14 protein-coding genes are annotated in these 19,247 nt (G+C 72.8%); 8 read left to right on the forward strand and 6 right to left on the reverse strand.

From position 1 onward, the window contains the following. The first annotated feature begins 149 nt into the window (after window positions 1-149). The 3 genes from ACO229_RS17915 to ACO229_RS17925 are packed head-to-tail and all read left to right on the forward strand — an operon-like array spanning window position 150 to window position 2,460. Window positions 150-1,076 carry a hypothetical protein gene (locus ACO229_RS17915; protein WP_423462350.1) on the forward strand — a complete coding sequence of 309 codons (927 nt, stop codon included), beginning with the start codon at window positions 150-152 and terminating at the stop codon, window positions 1,074-1,076. Beyond that, window positions 1,073-1,693, forward strand: a complete 621-nt coding sequence (locus ACO229_RS17920; RefSeq protein ID WP_423462351.1) for a hypothetical protein — start codon at window positions 1,073-1,075, stop codon at window positions 1,691-1,693. Before ACO229_RS17915 ends, ACO229_RS17920 begins: the two co-directional genes overlap by 4 nt. Further along, window positions 1,690-2,460, forward strand: a complete 771-nt coding sequence (locus tag ACO229_RS17925) for a hypothetical protein (RefSeq protein ID WP_423462352.1) — start codon at window positions 1,690-1,692, stop codon at window positions 2,458-2,460. The genes ACO229_RS17920 and ACO229_RS17925 overlap by 4 nt, the downstream gene beginning before the upstream one ends. On the opposite strand, the gene ACO229_RS17930 is transcribed toward ACO229_RS17925, so the two are convergent. Next, entirely contained in the window at window positions 2,402-3,769 is a 1,368-nt protein-coding gene (locus ACO229_RS17930) for a hypothetical protein (RefSeq protein WP_423462353.1), read from the reverse strand. The two genes, ACO229_RS17925 and ACO229_RS17930, sit on opposite strands and share 59 nt — an antisense overlap. A gap of 224 nt (window positions 3,770-3,993) precedes the next feature. Between ACO229_RS17930 and ACO229_RS17935 the strand changes: the two genes are divergently transcribed. After that, window positions 3,994-5,802, forward strand: a complete 1,809-nt coding sequence (locus ACO229_RS17935) for a DUF222 domain-containing protein (RefSeq protein ID WP_423462354.1) — start codon at window positions 3,994-3,996, stop codon at window positions 5,800-5,802. A gap of 185 nt (window positions 5,803-5,987) precedes the next feature. Then, the gene (locus tag ACO229_RS17940; protein WP_397431665.1) at window positions 5,988-6,377 is read left to right on the forward strand and encodes a pyrophosphatase; all 390 of its coding nucleotides are present in this window, start codon (window positions 5,988-5,990) and stop codon (window positions 6,375-6,377) included. A gap of 244 nt (window positions 6,378-6,621) precedes the next feature. Here the strand turns inward: ACO229_RS17940 and ACO229_RS17945 are convergent, their stop codons facing one another. Next, a complete protein-coding gene (locus ACO229_RS17945) occupies window positions 6,622-9,396 on the reverse strand; it encodes a UvrD-helicase domain-containing protein (RefSeq protein ID WP_397431667.1) in 2,775 nt (924 codons plus the stop codon). Between the two features lie 39 nt (window positions 9,397-9,435). Then, a complete protein-coding gene (locus tag ACO229_RS17950; protein ID WP_397410459.1) occupies window positions 9,436-9,882 on the reverse strand; it encodes an adenylyltransferase/cytidyltransferase family protein in 447 nt (148 codons plus the stop codon). 166 nt (window positions 9,883-10,048) lie between these two features. Here ACO229_RS17950 and ACO229_RS17955 point away from each other — a divergent pair, with 166 nt between their 5' ends. From ACO229_RS17955 to ACO229_RS17965, 3 genes are read left to right on the forward strand one after another with little or no spacing between them, the layout of a single operon-like run. Further along, window positions 10,049-10,711: a low molecular weight phosphatase family protein gene (locus ACO229_RS17955; protein ID WP_423462355.1), complete on the forward strand. Its 663-nt coding sequence runs from the start codon at window positions 10,049-10,051 to the stop codon at window positions 10,709-10,711. Window positions 10,712-10,754: 43 nt separating this feature from the next. Then, window positions 10,755-12,416, forward strand: a complete 1,662-nt coding sequence (locus ACO229_RS17960) for a polysaccharide biosynthesis tyrosine autokinase (protein WP_423462356.1) — start codon at window positions 10,755-10,757, stop codon at window positions 12,414-12,416. Continuing rightward, window positions 12,400-13,530 carry a glycosyltransferase gene (locus ACO229_RS17965; protein ID WP_423462357.1) on the forward strand — a complete coding sequence of 377 codons (1,131 nt, stop codon included), beginning with the start codon at window positions 12,400-12,402 and terminating at the stop codon, window positions 13,528-13,530. Before ACO229_RS17960 ends, ACO229_RS17965 begins: the two co-directional genes overlap by 17 nt. 36 nt (window positions 13,531-13,566) lie before the next feature. On the opposite strand, the gene ACO229_RS17970 is transcribed toward ACO229_RS17965, so the two are convergent. Genes ACO229_RS17970 through ACO229_RS17980 form a run of 3 tightly spaced genes read right to left on the reverse strand, consistent with a single transcriptional unit; the run spans window position 13,567 to window position 19,156 of the window. Continuing rightward, complete coding sequence (locus ACO229_RS17970) at window positions 13,567-14,628, reverse strand: acyltransferase family protein (protein WP_423462358.1); 1,062 nt, start codon at window positions 14,626-14,628, stop codon at window positions 13,567-13,569. After that, window positions 14,625-15,881: a hypothetical protein gene (locus ACO229_RS17975; protein ID WP_423462359.1), complete on the reverse strand. Its 1,257-nt coding sequence runs from the start codon at window positions 15,879-15,881 to the stop codon at window positions 14,625-14,627. Before ACO229_RS17975 ends, ACO229_RS17970 begins: the two co-directional genes overlap by 4 nt. Then, the gene (locus ACO229_RS17980) at window positions 15,878-19,156 is read right to left on the reverse strand and encodes a LamG-like jellyroll fold domain-containing protein (protein ID WP_423462360.1); all 3,279 of its coding nucleotides are present in this window, start codon (window positions 19,154-19,156) and stop codon (window positions 15,878-15,880) included. The genes ACO229_RS17975 and ACO229_RS17980 overlap by 4 nt, the downstream gene beginning before the upstream one ends. Between the last annotated feature and the right edge of the window lie 91 nt (window positions 19,157-19,247).

Here is a 19,247-nt window from a genome sequence, read left to right on the forward strand (position 1 = left end):
GGATGTGCGCTTCTACCCAGTGATCAGGCCCGGAATTCACGAGGATTCTGGGCGCAATCGCTGGGTAGAAGCGCACCAACGCGGTGCAGCACCGAGGGCCGTGGACTTTCGCCCGGGTTGTCCCTTGTGCACCGCTACGATCGTGCGCCATGAAGCATGCCCGCAGCGACGGTCCCGACCTCGCGTTCCGGATCGCCCGGCGCGTCGTCTCGGCCGTCGTCGATGACATGTCGACGGTCCAGCGCATCGGGGTCGGCGTCGTCGGCGCGCTGTTCGCCGTCACCCCGTTCGGGGCCTGGAGCGCCGCGGAAGCACGGACCGACCCGCTGACGACCGGTGCGCCGGTCGAGGTGGGCCCGTTCGAGGTGACGATCGAGAAGGCCGCGACCGCCGACGAGCTGGGCTACCTGGTGCCGGCGCCGGGCAACCACATGCTCGCCGTGGTCGCGAACGTCACCAACACCGGCGAGGTGCCGGAGTACAGCGTCACCCTGAGCAACGCCGTGCTCGCGCCCGAGGGCGTGGGCATCGTGCCGGAGGAGCCGCTCGGCGACCTGGGGTTCGGCGACGGCGCCACACCCGACGACGGCGCTGCATCCGACGACAGCGCTGCATCCGACGACGGGGCCACGGCAGGCGACGGCACCGCACCCTCCGACGACGCCGCGTCCGACGCCGACCCCTCGGCGAGCCCCTCCCCCGCGGAGCCCGAGCTGCCGTCCGCGACGATCGTCAACATCGAGGACGGGACGACCCGCAGCATCCTCAACCCCGGCGTGACCTACCGTGTCGCCCTGATCTGGGAGCAGAGCGGGGACTGGTCGGGCTCCACCATCCCGCTGGAGCTCGTCGAGCTGGAGTGGATCGAGGAGGACCCGTTCGGGCTCGACGACGGGCACTGGACCCCGAACGAGGTGGCCTTTCGCGGGGACATCGCGGTCGAACCGGCCAAGCCCGCCGCGGGCGCGGGCCAGGACGCCGCCGGACAGGATCCGGCCGGACAGGACACCGCAGGACAAGACACCACAGGACAAGACACCACCGCGCAGCCCGAGTCAGGGACGGCCCAGCCATGAGGCACGGACGTCGTCGGATCACCTGGAAGGGCTCGGCACTGGTCGTCGGAGCCGTGACGGCGGGCTGCGCGCTCGTGACCTACCTGCCCCAGGACACCGCGCTGGAGGACCCGTTCGTCGTCGAGGGCGGGGTGGGCGAGACGCTCGACCTGACCTACGCCGAGCTGACGGTGACCGACGTCCGCGTCGCCGACACCCTGAGCGGCGTCACCGAGACCGCCGTGGCCGGAGGCACCTTCGTCGTGGTGGACGCGACCTGGCGGGCCACGCAGGGCCTGACGACCTTCGTCGGCGCCGAGGTCACCGACGCCGAGGGCCGCCGGTTCTGGCCCGCCAACCTGGCCGACTGCACCACGGCACCCAAGGCACAACCCGGCTACGCCTGGCGCGCCACGTACTGCTTCGACGTGCCGCGCGACGCGCTGGCGGGGGCGACCGTACGGCTCGCCCGCGGCGACCAGGCGGAGGAGCACGCGGGCCAGCGGCGCGACGCCGTCGCCGTCGTCGACCTGGGGATCACCGGGAGCGAGGCCGACGAGCTGTGGGAGGCGACCGAGACCGTGTCGCCCGAGATGGAGGGCTACGCCACGGCGAGCCCGGGAAGGGACGAGGGATGACCACGCTGGTGACCCCGGCCGTACCGGGCCCGGACCAGTACCCGAACGCAGGGCAGTACCCGAACGCAGGGCAGTACCCGGGCGAGGGGCAGTACCCGGGCCCCGCGCCGAGCGTCCCCCCGGGCACGCTGCCGGGCATGGTCCCGCCCGACGTGCCGGCGCAGGCACCCCGCAAGGGCTGGTGGCGCCGCAACGCCGTCTGGCTGGTGCTGCTGCCGGTCGCGGTGGTGGTGGCTGCGGGGGCGTCGTCCTTCCGGGTGTGGGCGTACTGGTGGCCCACGGGGCTGCACCACGAGGTGGACCGGGCCGCGGCGGGCGCGACGGCGCACCTGGCGGGCGAGTACTACGACCTCGGGTTCGACGTGCCGGAGCGCGCGAACACGTACGTGCTGCGGGAGGTCGACGCGTCGGTCACCGGCGTGGAGCGGGTGACGGAGCTGCCGCCGCCCGCCTACGGCGACCCGATGCCGATCCCGGAGGGTTCCGTCGCGTACGCGGTGGGGATGCACTTCGCCGCCGAGCCGCAGACCGACATCTCGCTGTGCCAGATCATCCTCGTCGCCGAGGACGGCACGCGGTACGGGGAGTCCAACGCGGACCTGCTGGGCAACCTGAACCGCTGCGCGCCGCCCGAGGCGGAGGGCTCGCTCACCGTGCAGCCGGAGTGGGACGTCACGTCGTACGTGCTGGCCGACCCGGACGCGACGATCACGCAGGTGCGGCTGGCGTTCGGTGGTCCGGAGTACGTGACGTTCGACCTGCCGTGACCCGGCGGGCCGCGGCCGCTTCCTCCTCTGCTTCCTCGTCACGGATCACGAGGCCGCGCTCGACGAGCTGTTCGACGGTCGCGGCGACGAGGACCGCGACGAGCGCCAGGGAGAGCGCGAGGCCCGCCGCGCTCTCCATGGGGCTGAAAGCGAGCCAGGTGCTGCTGTCGACGGGCCCGGTCACGGCGCGCACGATCCACGCGACGCCGTACGGCACCCGCATGACCACGAGATAGCCCAGGCAGAAGACCAGCATGGGGCCGAGGCCGCCGTGCACGATCATCTTCAGGCCGTCCCACAGGGCGGAGAAGCGGGCGCGCAGGTCCTCGGTGAGCGACTCCAGCACGGAGCGGAGCCCGCGCGGGAGCCAGGTGACGCGGTCCAGCCAGCGGTGCTCGGTGGACGGCGGTTCCATGAGCCGGTGGCCCAGCACGACGGCGCCGATCGCGAGCCAGGCCAGCGGCGCGACGAGGACGATGTCGAGCGACTCCAGGACGGTGACGAAGCCGTCGGCGAGGACCGACACCGTCTCGTTGCCGGCCGTACCGATGGACTCCTGCGCGGCGCCGACCGTGCCGACGGCCGCCGCCACGAGCTGGCGTTGCTCGGCGACGTACCAGAGACCCTGCTGGATGGTCTCGATCTGGCCGGCGACCTGGCTGGTCCAGTAGATCTCCAGGGCCGCGCCGAACACGGCGATGCCGAGGAAGCCCAGCCGCCCCTCCAGCCGTCCGAGCAGCCAGCGCAGCACGAACGCGACGGCGACGATGGTGAGGAGCGTCCATCCGGACCAGACCCCGAGGCGGGACATGAAGTCGACGCCCTGCGTGGTCCAGGCGTCGTTGAACAGCTCGTCGGCGGCGGCCTCGTTGAGGAACTGGTCCCGGTCGGCGTCCATCAGGCCTTCGACCTCGTAGACCACCAGGAACGGGACCAGTACGGACAGGGCGACGTCGACGAGGCGCCGCTCACGCTTCTCGGACGGCATCATCGGGGCGCGCGTGCCCGGCAGCATCCCGGGGATCGTGGCGGCGCCGTAGGCCGGGCCGGCCACGCCGTAGGCGGGCACGGGTTCCGGTCGGAGCAGCGGCAGCGACGTGCGGCAGACCCAGAGCATGCCGACGACGGGCAGGAGGTAGCCGAGCGGGCTGACGATCAGCAGGAGCTGCGCCACGAACGAGTTCCACTGGCTGAGCTCCACCGCTCCCCACATCGCACCGTTGCGCACGGCGACGCCCAGCAGGCCGAGCGTCAGGAGTGCGGGCCAGTGCGCCGCGAACAGGCGCGCCGCGGAGACGAGGATCCTCATGGCGACACATAGTGGCCTAAAGCGGGCACAGTGCGCCAAGCGTGCTCATGGGGGGCTCATGGGAGCTCACGGAGGGCTGACGGCAGCTCACCGCGGCTCGTGCGGGCGCACTCCGGACCGACCTCGGCCGGTTGTCCACAGATGTGCGGAGCGCCGCGCAGCGGGTACGCATGTTCGATACCTTGGAGACCGTTCGATGGGTTTCGATCTCGGGGGTGGTGCGGATGATCACGAACGAGGAGCCGGATCGTCGTGCGCCCGGTGTTGATGCTCGCACCCGCGCCATGGAGGACGTGCTCACCGACCTTGAGGCCCTGGCAGGCGAGCTCGTGGACGTCGCCGGACCCGATGCCGTGCGCGGTACGGGCAGGTTCTGCGGCGGCGGCGACATCGTGGCGTCTCGCCTGGCCGACGCCGCACCACGGCTGCGCACGCTGAACACCCGCCTCGAGACAGTGCGTCTCACGTGGCTGCCGGTGATCGAGCAGGACCACCCGTGGCAGAGCACCGGTGCGCGGACCTTCGCGACCTGGCTGGCCCGGACGGAGAACGTCACGACCACGACGGCCCGGCGCGAGGTCCGCACCGCGCGCACGCTGCGCGACCACCTGCCGACCGCACGAGAACAGGCACTCGCAGGACGGCTGGGTGCCGACCACGTGCGTGCCCTCGTCGACGTGGCGCCGACCAGCGAGGCCCGCAAGAACGCACTGGCTGCCCCGGTAGAGGCCCCCGACGCCGACACGGACGGCGCGCCGCCCCGACCGTCGAGGGACGCGCAGCCCGTCGAGGAACGGGGGTCCACCGAGGGGACGGAGCCCACCGGGGAGACGGAGCTCACCGGGGAGACGGAACCCACCGAGGAGACGGAGCCCACCAGGGAGACGGAACCCACCGGGGCCGCGCAACCGACGGCGGGAACACCTCCCGATGGCGGATCCGACCTCGATGCCGATCGACCCGGACGCGCACCCGCCGTGCCGACCGGAGAGGAGTACCTGACAGGTCTCGCCGGGACCTGCGACCCCGGCCGATACCGACGCATGCTCAAGCGGTTCGCCGTGGTGGCCGACCCCGACGCCGACGAACGCGGCTACAAGCGGGCCACGGAACGAGAGCACCTGGAGATCAGTCCCACCTTCGACGGCTGGCACGTCAGCGGCTTCCTCACCGACGAGCACGGGCAGCAGGTCAGCACCGCACTCGGCTCCATGATGGGCGCACCCACCCCAGGCGACTCCCGCACACCCACGCAACGGCGCGCTCAGGCTCTGGCCGACCTGGCCCGCGACGTGCTGGACCACGGACGGACCGGGACCGGCGCGGCGGTGCGGCCGCACGTCAGCGTCACCGTCTCGCTGTCCGAGCTCATGCGGTTGACGAGGAACGGCGCGGACGCCGCCGGCACCGACCCGGCGCAGACCGCCGACACCGGTGCAGGTCGGGGCACCGGCACCCCGACGGCCAGCCCGACGGGTGCCCCGACCGGCACTCCGGCGGGCACACAGGCCGGCGCCGCCGACCGCACCACCGCGCCCCGAACGGACCCGCAAGGCCTGCGCCCAGACGACCTGACGGCCCTGACGGCACAGCCGGCGATCTTCACCGGAGTCAGCAGCACCGGGAACGTCGTCCCCGACGGGCTCCTGCGCAAGATCCTCTGCGACGCCGCCGTCACGAGGGTGGTCTTCGGGCCGGACAGTGCTGCTGTCGACGTCGGCCGCAGCCGACGCACGGTCAGCGGGCAGCTCCGCAGAGCGGTGATCGCCCGGGACCAGCACTGCGTCTACCCAGGATGCGACCAGCCGGCGGCGCGCTGCGAGGTGCACCATGCCGTCACGCACTGGGCGGACGGCGGGAGTACCAGCCTCGCGAACAGCGCACTGCTCTGCTGGCACCACCACACGCTCGTGGACACCACCGGGATCACGATGGACTGGCGGCCGGGCAGCACTCCGGACCAGCCCGGGCACTGGCGGTTCACCAGCCGGCTCGGACGACGTATCGACCTGCCCCACGCTCGCGCTGGGTGACGGTGCTCCGCACGCGCCTGCACGAGGTGCCGGCACCCCGCTCGACCGCAGGCCGACCGCGGCGGGTCACACGGCGAGCACCGGCAGGCTGCGCATCCGGGCGCGCACGTCAGCCGGCCGCGTCATGGCAAGCTGCACACCCAGACGCCCACGCCAGCCGGCCGCGTCATGGCAGGCTGCGCACCATGGAGCCCACGACAGCGAACACTCCGCCCGGGGGCGTTCCCGGACTGCCCCCTGCCGGACTTGCCGCGCTCGCCGACGAGGTCGAGGTGATCTCGCGGGTCTACGAACGCAAGTTCGGCGTACCGCGCACCGACGACTGGCTCGTCCTCAAGCTCCAGGAGGAGATGGGAGAGTTCGTACAGGCCTACCTCGCCCGGACGGGGCGGTCACGCGACCGGGGCCGGTCCGCCGAGGACATCGACGCCGACCTCAGGGCCGAGTTCGCCGACGTGTTCGGTCAGCTGCTCGTGATCGCGCGACGGTTCGACATCGACATCGAGGCCGAGCTGGCCCGCAAGTGGTTCCGCTGGAGCGACCTCGTCGAGCCGCAGGATCGCGAGGGGATCTGACCATCGGCCGAGACCCCGCCACGATCAGAACTCCGCGCCGACCACAACCCCGCCACGGTCGGGACCCCGCGCGGGCCACAACGCCACCACAGTCAGGACCCCGCGCGGGCCACAACGCCACCACAGTCAGGACCCCGCGCGGGCCACAACCCCGCCCCGCTCAGGATCCCGCCCCAGCCGGAACCCCGCCCCAGCCGGAGCCCCGCACCCGACAGAGCCCCGCACCGCTCAGAGCCCCGCCCACTCAGAGCTTCGTGATCGCCGTGTACTTCAGGGCGATGCGCTTGGTGCCGTTGCTGCCGAAGTCGATCTTGACCACCGCGTTGGCCTCGACGTCGATGACGGTGCCGAGCCCGTAGGAGTCGTGCGTGACGCGGTCGCCGATCTCCAGGCTGGGCACGTTCTTCTGCACGTCGATCCCGCCGAAGCCGCCCTTGGCGCCCGTCTTCCGCTGCGGGGAGAACGCGTTCGGCTGACTGCCGCCCGCGGACGAGCCCGAACCCGTGCGTGCGCCACCCGACCGGCCCGAGGACCACGTCGAACCCGAGCCCGAACCGGACCGGCCACCAGGACCACGGCTCGAGCCGCCCGACCCGTACCCGCCCGAGCCATAGCCCCCGGAGCCGTACCCGCCAGAGCCGTACCCACCGCCCCAGCCACCTCGGCCGCCACGGATCGCCGCGGTCGACGACTCCCGCCGCCGCCAGTCCCAGAGATCCTCGGGGATCTCCTGCAGGAACCGGCTTTCGGGGAACTCGTTCGACATCCCGAACGCGGCCCGCGTCGACGACCGCGTGATGTACAGCCGCTCACGGGCGCGGGTGATGCCCACGTAGGCGAGGCGGCGCTCCTCGGCGAGCTCGGTGTCGTCGTGCAGCGAGCGCATGTGGGGGAACGTGCCGTCCTCCATGCCCGTGAGGAAGACGACCGGGAACTCCAGGCCCTTGGCCGTGTGCAGGGTCATGAGGGTGACGACCCCCTGGTTCTCCCGGGGCGCCTCCTCCGCCGCGCCGTCGGCGACGTCCTCGTCGGGGATCTGGTCGCTGTCCGCGACCAGCGACACCCGCTCCAGGAAGTCGGCGAGCGAGCCCTCCGGGTCGGTCTCCCCGAAGTCGACCGCGACGGCGTGCAGCTCGGCCAGGTTCTCGACGCGGCCCTCGTCCTGCGGGTCCTCGCTCGCGCGCAGCTCCGCGAGGTAGCCGGTCTTGTCGAGCACCGCGCCGAGCACCACGGCTGGCGCCGCGCCGTCGTCCACGAGGCCGCGCAGCTCGCGCATCAGGTCGCGGAAGGCGAGCAGGGGCTTGAGCGAGCGGGTGGTCATGCCGGGGATCTCGTCGGCCCGTTCCAGGGCTGCGCCGAACGAGATGCGCTCCCGGTCCGCGTAGGACGCGACGAGCGACTCCGCGCGGTCGCCGAGGCCGCGCTTGGGCACGTTGAGGATGCGGCGCAGGTTCACGTCGTCGTCCTCGTTGGCCAGGGCGCGCAGGTAGGCGACGGCGTCCTTGACCTCGCGGCGCTCGTAGAACCGCGTGCCACCAACCACCTTGTACGGCAGCCCGACCCGGACCAGCACCTCCTCCAGCGCGCGGGACTGCGCGTTGGTGCGGTAGAAGATCGCAACGTCGCCCGGGCGTACGCCCTCGTCGTCGCCCAGCTTGTCGATCTCGTCGGCGACGAACCGGGCCTCCTGGTGCTCGTCGTCGGCAACGTAGCCCACGATCTTGGCCCCGGCCCCCGAGTCCGTCCACAGGCGCTTGGGCGTGCGGCCGGCATTGCGGGAGATCACCGCGTTGGCGGCGCTCAGGATGTTCTGCGTGGAGCGGTAGTTCTGCTCCAGCAGGATCGTGGTGGCGTCCGGGTAGTCCTTCTCGAACTCCAGGATGTTGCGGATCGTGGCGCCACGGAACGCGTAGATGGACTGGTCGGAGTCGCCCACCACCGTGAGCTCGGCCGGGTCCAGACCGGAATCGTCGTCGGAGCCCACGCCCGCCAGCTCCCGCACCAGCGTGTACTGCGCGTGGTTGGTGTCCTGGTACTCGTCGACCATGATGTGCCGGAACCGGCGCCGGTAGTGCTCCGCGACGTTCGGGAACGCCTGGAGCAGGTTCACCGTGGTCATGATGATGTCGTCGAAGTCCAGGGCGTTGGCCTGGGCCAGGCGCGCCTGGTAGCGGGTGTAGACGTCGGCCAGCACCTGGTCGAACGCGGGCACGGCGGTGTTGCGCTCGTCGGCCGACTGCCCGCCCCACGGGCGGCGGATGCCGCCGGCCGCCGCCGAGGCGGCCTCGGCCTGCGCCTCCTGCTCGGCGTACGCCCCGGCCTGCCGGGCATAGGTCTCGGGGTCGACCAGCTCGTTCTTCAGGTCGCTGATCTTGTTCGACAGCCCGCGCGCCGGGTACTTCTTCGGGTCCAGGTTGAGCTCGCGCGTGACCAGGGTGATGAGGCGCTGGCTGTCCGCGGCGTCGTAGATGCTGAAGCTGGAGCGCAGCCCGAGCGTCGTGGCCTCGCGGCGCAGGATGCGCACGCACGCCGAGTGGAACGTGGACACCCACATGCGGTTCGCGGCGGGGCCCACCAGGCCCTCGACCCGCTCGCGCATCTCGGCCGCGGCCTTGTTGGTGAACGTGATCGCGAGGATCTCCCCCGCGCGCGCCCGGCCGGTGGCCAGCAGGTACGCGATCCGGTGCGTCAGCACGCGCGTCTTGCCGGAGCCGGCGCCCGCGACGATCAGCAGCTGTCCGCCCTCGTGCACGACGGCGGCCCGCTGCTGCGGGTTCAGCCCGTCGAGCAGTTCCTCGGGGTCGAGGTGCGCGAAGGCGCCCCGGGCGCGCGGTGCCTCGGACTCGTGGGGCAGGCCGGCCAGCCACTCCGGCTCGGCGGGCAGCGCCGCCTCGCCCGGGTCCCCGGCGTCCGGCGCGTCGTCGTCCCAGCGCGGCGCCGTGCTCGGCAGGCGCGCCTCGTCACCCGGCGACGCGGGGTCGAGGCCGGGCAGGGAGAGGCTGTCGAAGAGGGAAGTCATCGCGCCTAAGCCTAGGCGGGGTCACCGACATCCCGTGCCTCAGCCGCGCGCGGACGTCTCGGCGGAGGTGCCGTCCATCAGGTCGAGCGCGCGCCGCAGCTTGGTGCTCGATGTGTGCACCGTGTAGGGGAAGTACACGACCTCGACGCCCACCTCGGCGAACCGGCGCTCGAGGTCGCGGCCCTTGGCCGTGCCCTTCCAGTCGTCACCCTTGAAGAAGACGTCGAACGGCCGCGTGCGCCACGTCTCGATCTTGTCGGGCTGGGTCTCGACGAAGACCTCGTCGACGAACTGGATGTGGCGCACGATCTCAGCCCGTTCGATCACCGGCACCACGGGCCGGCGCCCCTTGGTCAGCTCGAGCACGGCGTCGTCGACCACCCCGGCGACCAGGTGGTCGCAACGGCTCCTGGCGTGCCGGAGGACGTTGAGGTGGCCCACGTGGAACAGGTCCCAGGCACCTGGCGCGTAACCGACCACAGTCATGACAGGAAGGCTAGGAGCGCTCCCGCCCCGACGACACGCCCAAGGGGCCTCCGGAGCGGGTGAACGTGCAGTTCACCCCTCCCCCCGAGCCGCACATTTCACCCCGCTCGGGTGACTTTCGGGTGAAAGCGCACCGATCGGCCGCTCATGGACATAGCGTCGCGGCATGCTTGGCCTCACCATGTCTACGTCCGTCCTTGCGGTGTGCACGGGGAACATCTGTCGTTCCCCGGTTCTCGCGCGCCTGCTCACCGCCCGGACCGACGGCACCGTCCGCATCAGCAGCGCCGGCGTCCGCGCTCGCAGGGGAGAGCCGATCGACCCGCGCATGGCCAGCCTCCTGCAGGCTCGCGGTCTCGACACCGGGCAGTTCACGGCGCACCAGCTCACCGGCGACGCCCTCCGCTCGGCGACCGTCGTCATCACCATGACCCGCGCGCAGCGCGCGGCAGTCGTCCGCGCCGTCCCCGAGGCGGTGCGGCGCACCTTCACGCTCCTCGAGCTCGCGCACGTGCTGAGCACGTCACCCGGCGCCCGCTCGGCTACCGACGACGCCGCACGCTGGGCGCAGGTCCCCGAGCTCGTGAGCCTCGAGCGCCTCCACCACCCGGCGCTCGCGCGCGAGCTCGACATCGAGGACCCCTACGGGCGCAGCGAGAAGGTCTACCGCCGAGCCTTCGAGCGGATCGTGTCGGCCACCGACACGGTCTGCGGGGTGCTCGGCACCGGCAGGCAGCCCTGGCTGCTGGGCAGCAAGCCGCCCCGGTCCGGCCCGCTGCCCGTCGTGCAGCCCCAGCCGCGCCACTCCTCGAGCCTCGGCCGGCTCTGAGCCCGGACGAGACACGCCGTACGACTACAGAGGGAGGCAGGACGTGGAACTGGTCGAGTACGCGAACGTGCTGCGCCGCCGCTGGGCGGTGATCGTCGGCGTCGCACTCGCCGGAGCGCTCGCCGCCTTCGGCTGGGCCTGGACGACGCCGCCGTCCTACACCGCGACGGCGAAGGTCTACGTCTCGCTCAACACCGGCGAGTCCACCAGCGACCTGCTGCAGGGCTCGACGTACGTGAAGAACCTCATCGAGTCCTATGCCGCGCTCACGGACATGCCGGTCGTGCTGGACCCCGTGGCCGCAGAGCTCGGGGACGTCACCGGGCGCCAGCTCGCGCAGACCGTCACCGCCGACTCCCCGCTCAACACCTCGATCATCGAGATCAAGGTCGAGGACGGCGACCCGGAGCGCTCCGCCCTCGTCGCGAACGCCGTGGCCGAGCAGCTCTCCTCGACCGTCGTCGACCTGTCGCCCGAGACGCCCGGCGGCGGCCAGTCCATCGCGGTGACCGTCGTGTCGTCGGCCGAGGTACCGCAGTACCCGTCGGCGCCGCGCACACGGCTGCTCACGGCGGCCGGGGGCGGCGCGGGCCTCGCGCTCGGCGTGGTGCTCGTGCTGCTGTGGGCCGTGCTCGACACCCGGATCCGGTCGGCCGACGACCTCGAGCTCGTCTCGGAGGGCGCCGGCCTCCTCGGTTCCGTCCCGACCGCCACACGCAAGGTGGCGCGGGTCCCGGCCACGCAGAACCCGCTGAGCACCCGCGCGGAGGCGTACCGGCGCGTGCAGACCAACCTCTCGTTCGTCGACGCCACGACACCTGCTCGCGTGCTCGTGGTGACGTCCAGCGTGCCGGGCGAGGGCAAGTCGACGACGGCGATCAACCTCGCCTCCACCTTCGCCGAGAGCGGCAGCAGCGTGCTGCTGGTCGACGGCGACATGCGCCGCCCGTCGGTCGCCACGTCACTGGGGCTGGAGGAGGCAGCGGGCCTCACCACCGCGCTGGTCGGGCGGGCCGCGATGGCCGACCTCGTCCAGCGGTACGGCCCCGGCAGCCTCGACGTGCTCCCGGTCGGCCCCATCCCGCCCAACCCCCACCAGCTCATCGCGTCGCAGGCCACGCAGGAGCTCATCGCGTCGGCACGCGCGCAGTACGACGTCGTGGTCATCGACGCGCCGCCTCTCCTGCCCGTCTCCGACGCCGCCCTGCTGGCCACCATGGCCGACGGCGTGGTCGTCGTCGTGGGCGCCCGGCGCGTGCGCCGGCAGCAGCTCGCCCAGGCCCTGCGTGCCCTCGCGGGCGTCGAGGCGCGCGTGCTCGGCTTCATCCTGACGTTCGCCCCGCGGTCCGGCCCGGACGGCACCTACTACGGCTACAGCACCCGGCGACGACGGTGGCCGCGCATGCTGCCCGGCTCGTCCCGGCAGCACGCGCAGCTCAGCCTGCCGACCGGAGCGATCCGGGCGGTGCCGCTCCCCGGCACCGACGCCGCCGCACCGGCGCCGGCGGAGGTGGAGCCCGGCAGTCCGGCGCCCGAGGCCCCCGCGCCCGGCGGTCCGGACGGCCCGCCGAAGCCGCCGGTGCAGGCCTTCGCGGCCGACCTCACCGGGCCGAACGCTCCTACCCTGCGCCTGAGGCCCGCGGCGATGCCGCCCGCCGTCCCACCCGTCATCGAGCTGGGGACCGCCGATGAACGTGCCGGGTGACGCCCGACCGCGTGACGCGCGGGTCTACAAGACGCTCCGCACCGCGCACCTCGAGCGGGCCCTGGCCATGCCGCCCGCCGACATCCTGTACCAGGAGAGCCGCTACGACTTCGACGAGGACCTGGTGGACCGCGTGCGGCCCGAGCAGGTCGGTGACCTGCGTTGCGCGTGGCTCGTCGCCCGGCGCGGCTACCGGACCGTCGAGATCAACGAGCCCGCGGCGATCGACTGCGTCCGCCGGGCGGCCGCCGTCCTGCTCGCCCTGCTCGTGGCCGACGTGCTGCGGCGCCGGCGGACCCGGGTGGTCACGTACGCGATCGGCAACATCGACCCGAGTGCCCTCCCCCGTCCGACGGCCTGGTGGCCGCGCCTGGGCCGCACGCTCGACCTGCTGCTCGCCCACTGGGTCTGGCGGCGCGTCGACCGGGTCGCCTTCGGCACGGAGACGTCACGGCAGCTCTACGGCAGCGTCTTCGGCCTGGCCGGACGCCGCCGGCCGCACTGGACCACGATCGAGGCCCTGCCCGCGCCCTGCGACTGCGCCCCCGCCGGTGCGACGACGTCGGACAAGGCGCCCGGCCGCATCCTGTTCCTCGGCGACCTCTCGCCGCGCAAGGGGTTCGACTCGGTGCTCGCCGCCTGGGGCGCCGTCCGCCGCCGTCTGCCCGGCTCCGTGCTCACCGTGGTGGGCCGCGGCGCACTTCTCGACCAGGCGTACGACGCCGCCCGAGCCGACGACCGCCTGCGCGTCATCGCCGATCCGCCCCGCGACGTCGTGCACGCGGAGCTGCGGCGGGCGTCGGTCGTCGTGCTGCCGTCGCGGCGGCAGGGGGCGTGGCGCGAGCAGGTCGGGCTGCCGCTGGTCGAGGGCCTCGCCCACGGCTGCACCGTGGTGACCACGGACGAGACCGGCATCGCCAACTGGCTGCGAGACGCAGGGCACGGCGTCATCCCGGGGGCATCCGTGACCACGCTGCTCGCCCCCGTCCTGACGCAGGCGGCCGCCCACCCGCTCGACCCGGACGACGTCCGTGCGTCGCTGCCGAGCCAGGACTCCCGCCTGGAGGCGGACGCGTGGCTGTTCGCCCGCGAGGTCGTCGCGACGGGGGGATGAGACGGCTCCCCGTGGATCCGAGGCGTGGAGCCGAGGTCACGGCCCACGGCGCGCAGCGGGCTCCGCGGCACGCCGGGACGCCGTCCACGGCGGGGGTGCGTAGAGGTAGCGCAGCAGGCTCGACGCCGTCCACCGGTGCAGCAGCAGCGACAGGGTCGTCGCCACCACGGTCGCGGCCGGCACCGCGAGCAGGCCGGCCACGGGCGGCAGCGTCGTCGAGCCGGTCAGGGCGAACACCACGGACGACCCCAGGATGATCACCGGCGTGTGCCCCAGGTAGACCGGGAGCGTCGAGGTGCCCGTGCGCACCAGCGCGGCGCTGCGTGCGAGGAAGGTGCCGAGCGCGGCGCCCGCGAGGACGCCCGCGACGCACAGGACGAAGTACATACCGACGACGGGACGCAGTCCGGCGACCTCGACGACGGTCGCGAGCGCCGCCCAGCCCGCCACCACCGCGACCCGCACCGGCCAGGGCGTGCGCGTGAACCGGAGCAGGAGCGAGCGCAGCTGCATGCCGCAGACGAAGAAGACGTAGTACCTGAGCGCGCCGTTCCAGCCGACGTTGCCGAGGTCGAACCCCTCGGTGAGGGCGACGACCGACGGGACGGCGGCGACCAGGAGGTGCCACCGCGGGTCGACGGAGCGCAACAGCCGCGCGAGCACGCAGAACAGCGCCAGGGCCCAGATGAACCAGAGCTCGAACTGCGGGCGGACCGGCGACAGGAGCAGGTCGCGCAGCATCGGGCCGAACCCGAGCGGCGTGCCGCGCAGGGCGAAGCCGGCGAGGTAGCACGCGGTGCCGATGCACTCCCACACCACGAAGACCCAGAGGTAGAGCCGCAGCCGCCGGTCCCAGAGGGTCCGCCAGGGCATCCCGCCCTCGCCCCGCGCGCCGACCCGGTGGGCGAGCAGCCCGGAGCTCATGAAGAAGAACGGCATGCGCACGGCCGACAGGTAGTCGTTGACCTGCTCCCATGCCGCCACGTCGAACCAGCGCGCGGCGTGGTAGACCACCACGAGCAGGACGGCGAGGCCCCGGCCCGCGTCGATCCACGCCTCGCGGCCGGGCGTCCCGGCCCGCGCGGGTACGCCGGTCATCCGTCCGCTCTCCGTGCCGCCCCCAGGACGGGGGCCATCAGCGCGACCGCGAGGATCAGCACGGTGAGGGCGCTCTCCAGCGGTGCGAAGAGCAGGTTCCACAGCGACTTGACCCCGAGGAACAGGACCAGTCCGGAGGCGACCCGCCCCGTGGTGAGGACGGCGGTGCGCGCCACGAGGAACACCAGCAGCACGACGGCGAGCACCAGACCCGGGATGCCGCACCAGGCCCACAGGTCGCCGATCACCGAGTGCAGCTCGAAGCCGCTGCCGAACATGTAGTTCTCGACGTACCCGTTGTTCGGGTCGTACCCCAGTGCGGCCATGCCGGACTTGGCGACGAGCAGGTCCGCCATGGACGGCACGCTGCCACCGCCGAACCCGGCCGGCGCCTCGGCCATGAGCGCGAGCGTCGCGCCGATCTCCGGCCGCCCGCCGGTGATGAGCGTGCCCGACGTCGAGAGCTGCAGCTCCGTGCGCATCTGCGCGCTCTCGCCCAGCGCCCCCTCGAGGATCGCCGCCTGGACGGAGAAGTAGGTGCCGAGGGCGAGCAGCCCGAAGAGCACGAGCGTACGCAGGGCCGCGAGGCGCGACGAGGCCGGACGGCCCCACGACTGCCACACCACCAGGAGCGCGACCATGAGCAGGATCGCGCTGCTGGACCGCCCGCCGTTGAGCGCGGAGACGCCCGCGAGCGCGAGTGCGGCCACGACGTCGAGCCATCGCCTGCGGAAGCGCGAGACGGAAGCGAGGACGAGGACCGTGACCGGCAGGGAGAACCCGAACCGCCAGGGGTTCTCGGCGAAGGTCTCGCTCCCCGGGTTGATGCCGAGCACCAGCCCGACGCCGAACGCCACGCCCACCACGGCGTCCGAGGTGCGTCCGCGCGCCCACAGGGCCGCCCCGATGCCGCAGGCGAACGCCAGCACGACGAAGCTCGCCTCGAGCGTCCCCGCGGTGGACACGCCGCGCGAGTCGGCGTGCCAGATCGTGAGCCACGCACCCCAGACCACCGAGACGACGGCGAGGACGGTCGTCCAGGTGACCCACCGGGAGCTGCGCAGCTGCGGGGCCCACAGCGGCAGCAGGACGAGGGCGAGGGCCAGGCCAGGGGTCAGGCCGAAGAAGACGTTGCGGTTGATGCCCGTGAGCACCAGGCACAGCACCGCGAGCCCGGTCGCGGCAACGCCCCAGCCCTGCCGTCCCTCGAGGGACGGCAGGGCTGGGGCGACCGCGGTGCGGGGCGACGTCACGGCGCGGGCGGTCCCGCCCACAGGTCGTCCAGCCGGACGACGTTCGCGCCGGTCGTCACGTTGCCCGACAGGCTGAGCGCGTAGCCCACGCCGCCGGCGTCCTGCAGGTCGGGCGTCGAGTCGGTGGCGGTGAGCCGCCACGTCGCCGGCTCCGGCGTCCCGGCCTTCCACACCTTGGCGCGCACGGTGGTGGGCGAGGTGCCGGTCACCTGGAACCGGACCGCCAGCCGCTCGCCCGGTCCGACGCTCAGGTCCGCGACGTTCACGGCGGCGAGCGTCGTCTCGGCGGACTGGAGCGCGACGAGCTGGAGCTGGACGGCCCCCGTCGCCTTGACCCAGACCTTGGCGCGGTACTCGCTGGAGAACCCACCGGTGCGGCCGGTCAGCGAGACGAAGGTGCCGCTGCCGTCGGAGATCTCGTCGAGCGAGAGCACCCCGCGCACCTCGACGTCGGCCGCCGCGACGTCCTGGAGCTGTGCCTTGCGGTTCGCACCGGGCGCCGAGAGGTCCATGACGCCCTCACCGCCGGCCACGGAGTAGCCGGACGCCGCGCCGGACAGGGTCCAGGCCCCGCCCTTCGTGGCCGAGCCCCAGCCCGAGGACACCGTGCGGTCGAAGGTGTCGACCGCGAACTCGGCGGGTGCCGTCGCCTCGACCTCGACGGTGTCCTGCGCCGTGACGCCCTCGCTGTCCGTGACGGTGAGCGTTACGGTGTACGTGCCGGGCGCGGCGTAGGTGTGGGTCGCCTGGGCGCCGGTCGCCGTCTCGCCGTCCCCGAAGTCCCAGGCGTACGACGCGAGGGGGCCGTCCGGGTCGGACGAGCCGCGGCCGTCGACCTGCAGGTCGAGGTCGTCGATGGTCGCGGTCGCCTCGGCGACCGGCGGCCGGTTCGGCCGCCCCTCGAGCCCCACCGTGCGGTGGTCGAGCACCGCGGCGGCGGAGAGGACGCTCGGGTAGATCGCCACGTCGTCGATCGTGCCGCTGAACCGGTCACCCAGCCCGAACAGCGGCCGGTTGGGCCAGTTGGCGAGCGTGTCCGCACCGATGCGCCAGTAGCCGGTGATGGCCTGGCCGCGGGTCGTGGCCGCGCGCTCGGCGGCCAGGGCGCCGTCGACGTACAGCTTCATGCCGTCCGCCCCGAGCGTGCCCACCACGTGGTGCCACGCGTTGTCGTCGACCCGGCCCGGGGAGCGGATGGCACGCCGGCTGCCGTCGTTGACGCCGAAGCTGATCCGGCCGCCCGAGTCGACGTACAGGATCCGGTCGGTCTGGTTCGACGTGCCGGTCGAGCTGTTGTTGTTGCCGAACCCGACGATGCGGCCCGTGCTGCTGCCCTTGATCCACGCCTCGACCGAGAACGTGTCGGGCCCCTGGATCTGCTGCGGGGACACCAGCCGGCTGCCCGAGGAGTTCTGGAACGTCGCCGCCCCGTTGGAGTCGCCCGAGATCGCGCCGGCCGCACCGAGGCGGACCGCCGACGGGACCGCGAGGTCCGCCCCGCTCGACCAGTCGAACGACGTGGCCGAGCCCTGGGGCTCACCGAGGCGCCAGTAGTTGACCGCGCCGTCCTGGAGCACCGTGCTGGCGTAGGCGCTGGACGGTGCGGCCGAGACCGTCACGGAGACCCAGTCGGACTTCTTCACGTTGCCCGACGGGTCGGTGACCGTCAGCCGGTAGCGGTGCTCCGAGCCGGCCTGCAGACCCGTGTCCTGGGCGCTGCGGGTCACAGGGGCCCAGAACTTCGTCGCGACGGTGTCCTCGTGGACGGGCGCCTGCGCCTCGGAGTCGCGGTAGACGCGGTACGTCAGCGCTTCGTCGTCGCGGTCCCACGTGGTCGTGAAGCTGATCCGGACCGTCCCCGCCGAGACCGAGCGCACCGCCGGGTTCAGCTCGGCGCCCGAGCCGATCGGCCCCTGCTTGTTCGGTGCGGCCGAGCGCTTGGCGTACCGGACGATGCCCTGCTGCACGGCGCCGTTCACCTTGGGGAACTCGCCGCCGTAGATGACATAGTCGTCGTTGCCCGTGACCGTCCAGACGGCCTGGTTCTTGCCCGTGTACGTGCCGACGTCCGTCTGCGGGTACCAGGTGAGCAGCTCGGGCCGCGGCGTGCCCGGGTGGTCCGGGTAGCCGTAGATGTCACGCGTGTTGGTGCCGCGCACCTCGTTGATCCACGCGGTCGAGTGGTAGAACGACCACGGCTCGGTCTGCGGGAACCCGCCGCTGTTGCCGCAGTAGTGCTTGTGGCTGGCGGTGTAGACGACGCCGCCGAGCGGCACGACGTCGTACGTGTCGCCGTGGCAGTCCTCGAGCCAGACGAGCTGACCGTCGGCCCAGCTCACCCGGAACGTGCCCTCGGTGGTGCCGCCCCGGCCGAAGTGCCAGCCGACGCCGTACCAGCCCGCCTCGCCGTCGCTGGCGACACGCATGATGCTGGAGTTGTCGCCGGCGTTACGGATGCGGGAGTTGACCGGCAGCGGCTTGGTGGCGCCGGTCGCGGCGTCCAGCCAGGCCAGGCCGTAGCCGTTCGCGGTGTCGGAGTTCACCGAGGTGAACGTGCCCGAGATGACCACCGACTGCTCGTCCGGCGACACCACGATGGACTGCACCTGGCGGTCGTCGACGACGGGCCGGAACCCGGTCAGCGCGACGCCGTTCGAGGCGTTGATGGCCGCGACGCGGTAGCGCGTGTTGCCGTTCACCGCGGAGAAGTACCCGCCCGCGTAGACGGTCGTGTTCGTGGCGGCGACGGCCTTCGTGTTGCCGTTCATGCTCGGCGCGAACGACGTGTTCAGGGTGCCGCTGGGCAGGTTGAAGGCCGCGATGCGGTTCCGCGTGGCGCCGTCGACCGTGGTGAAGCCGCCCACGACGTACAGCCGCGTGCCGTCCGGGGAGGCTGCCAGGTCGGTGACGTTGCCGTTGAGCGTGTGGTTGAACGACGTGTCGAGCACGCCCGTGTTCAGGTCGTAGGCCAGGAGGTGCGTGCGGGGCACCTGGTTGGTGCCGGGCGCCGCGCCGGCCGGGCGCGCGTTCTGGAACTCGCCGCCGACGTAGACCTTGGTGCCGACGATGACCTGCTTCCAGACGACGCCGTCGACCTGGACGGTCGGCAGGGCGTCGGCGGACACGGTGACCGGGTCGGCGACCTCGGCCGTGGCCACGGGGGCCTGTTCGACGCCGGCAGACGCCGTCGGCGCCGTCACCAGCGACGTGACGACGAGCGTCATGCTCGCCAGGACGGCGGAGATCCGCCGACCGGGCACGGGGAGAGGAGACACGAGGACCTCACTGGGAAGAGAGCTGCTGCGGAGGAGTGGCCGGCCGGGCCGAGGGGCCGGGGCGGTGTGAACCTGCGAAGACCGTTGTGCG

It is taken from the genome of Promicromonospora sp. MS192 (assembly GCF_049532985.1).
GTDB lineage: Bacteria > Actinomycetota > Actinomycetes > Actinomycetales > Cellulomonadaceae > Promicromonospora.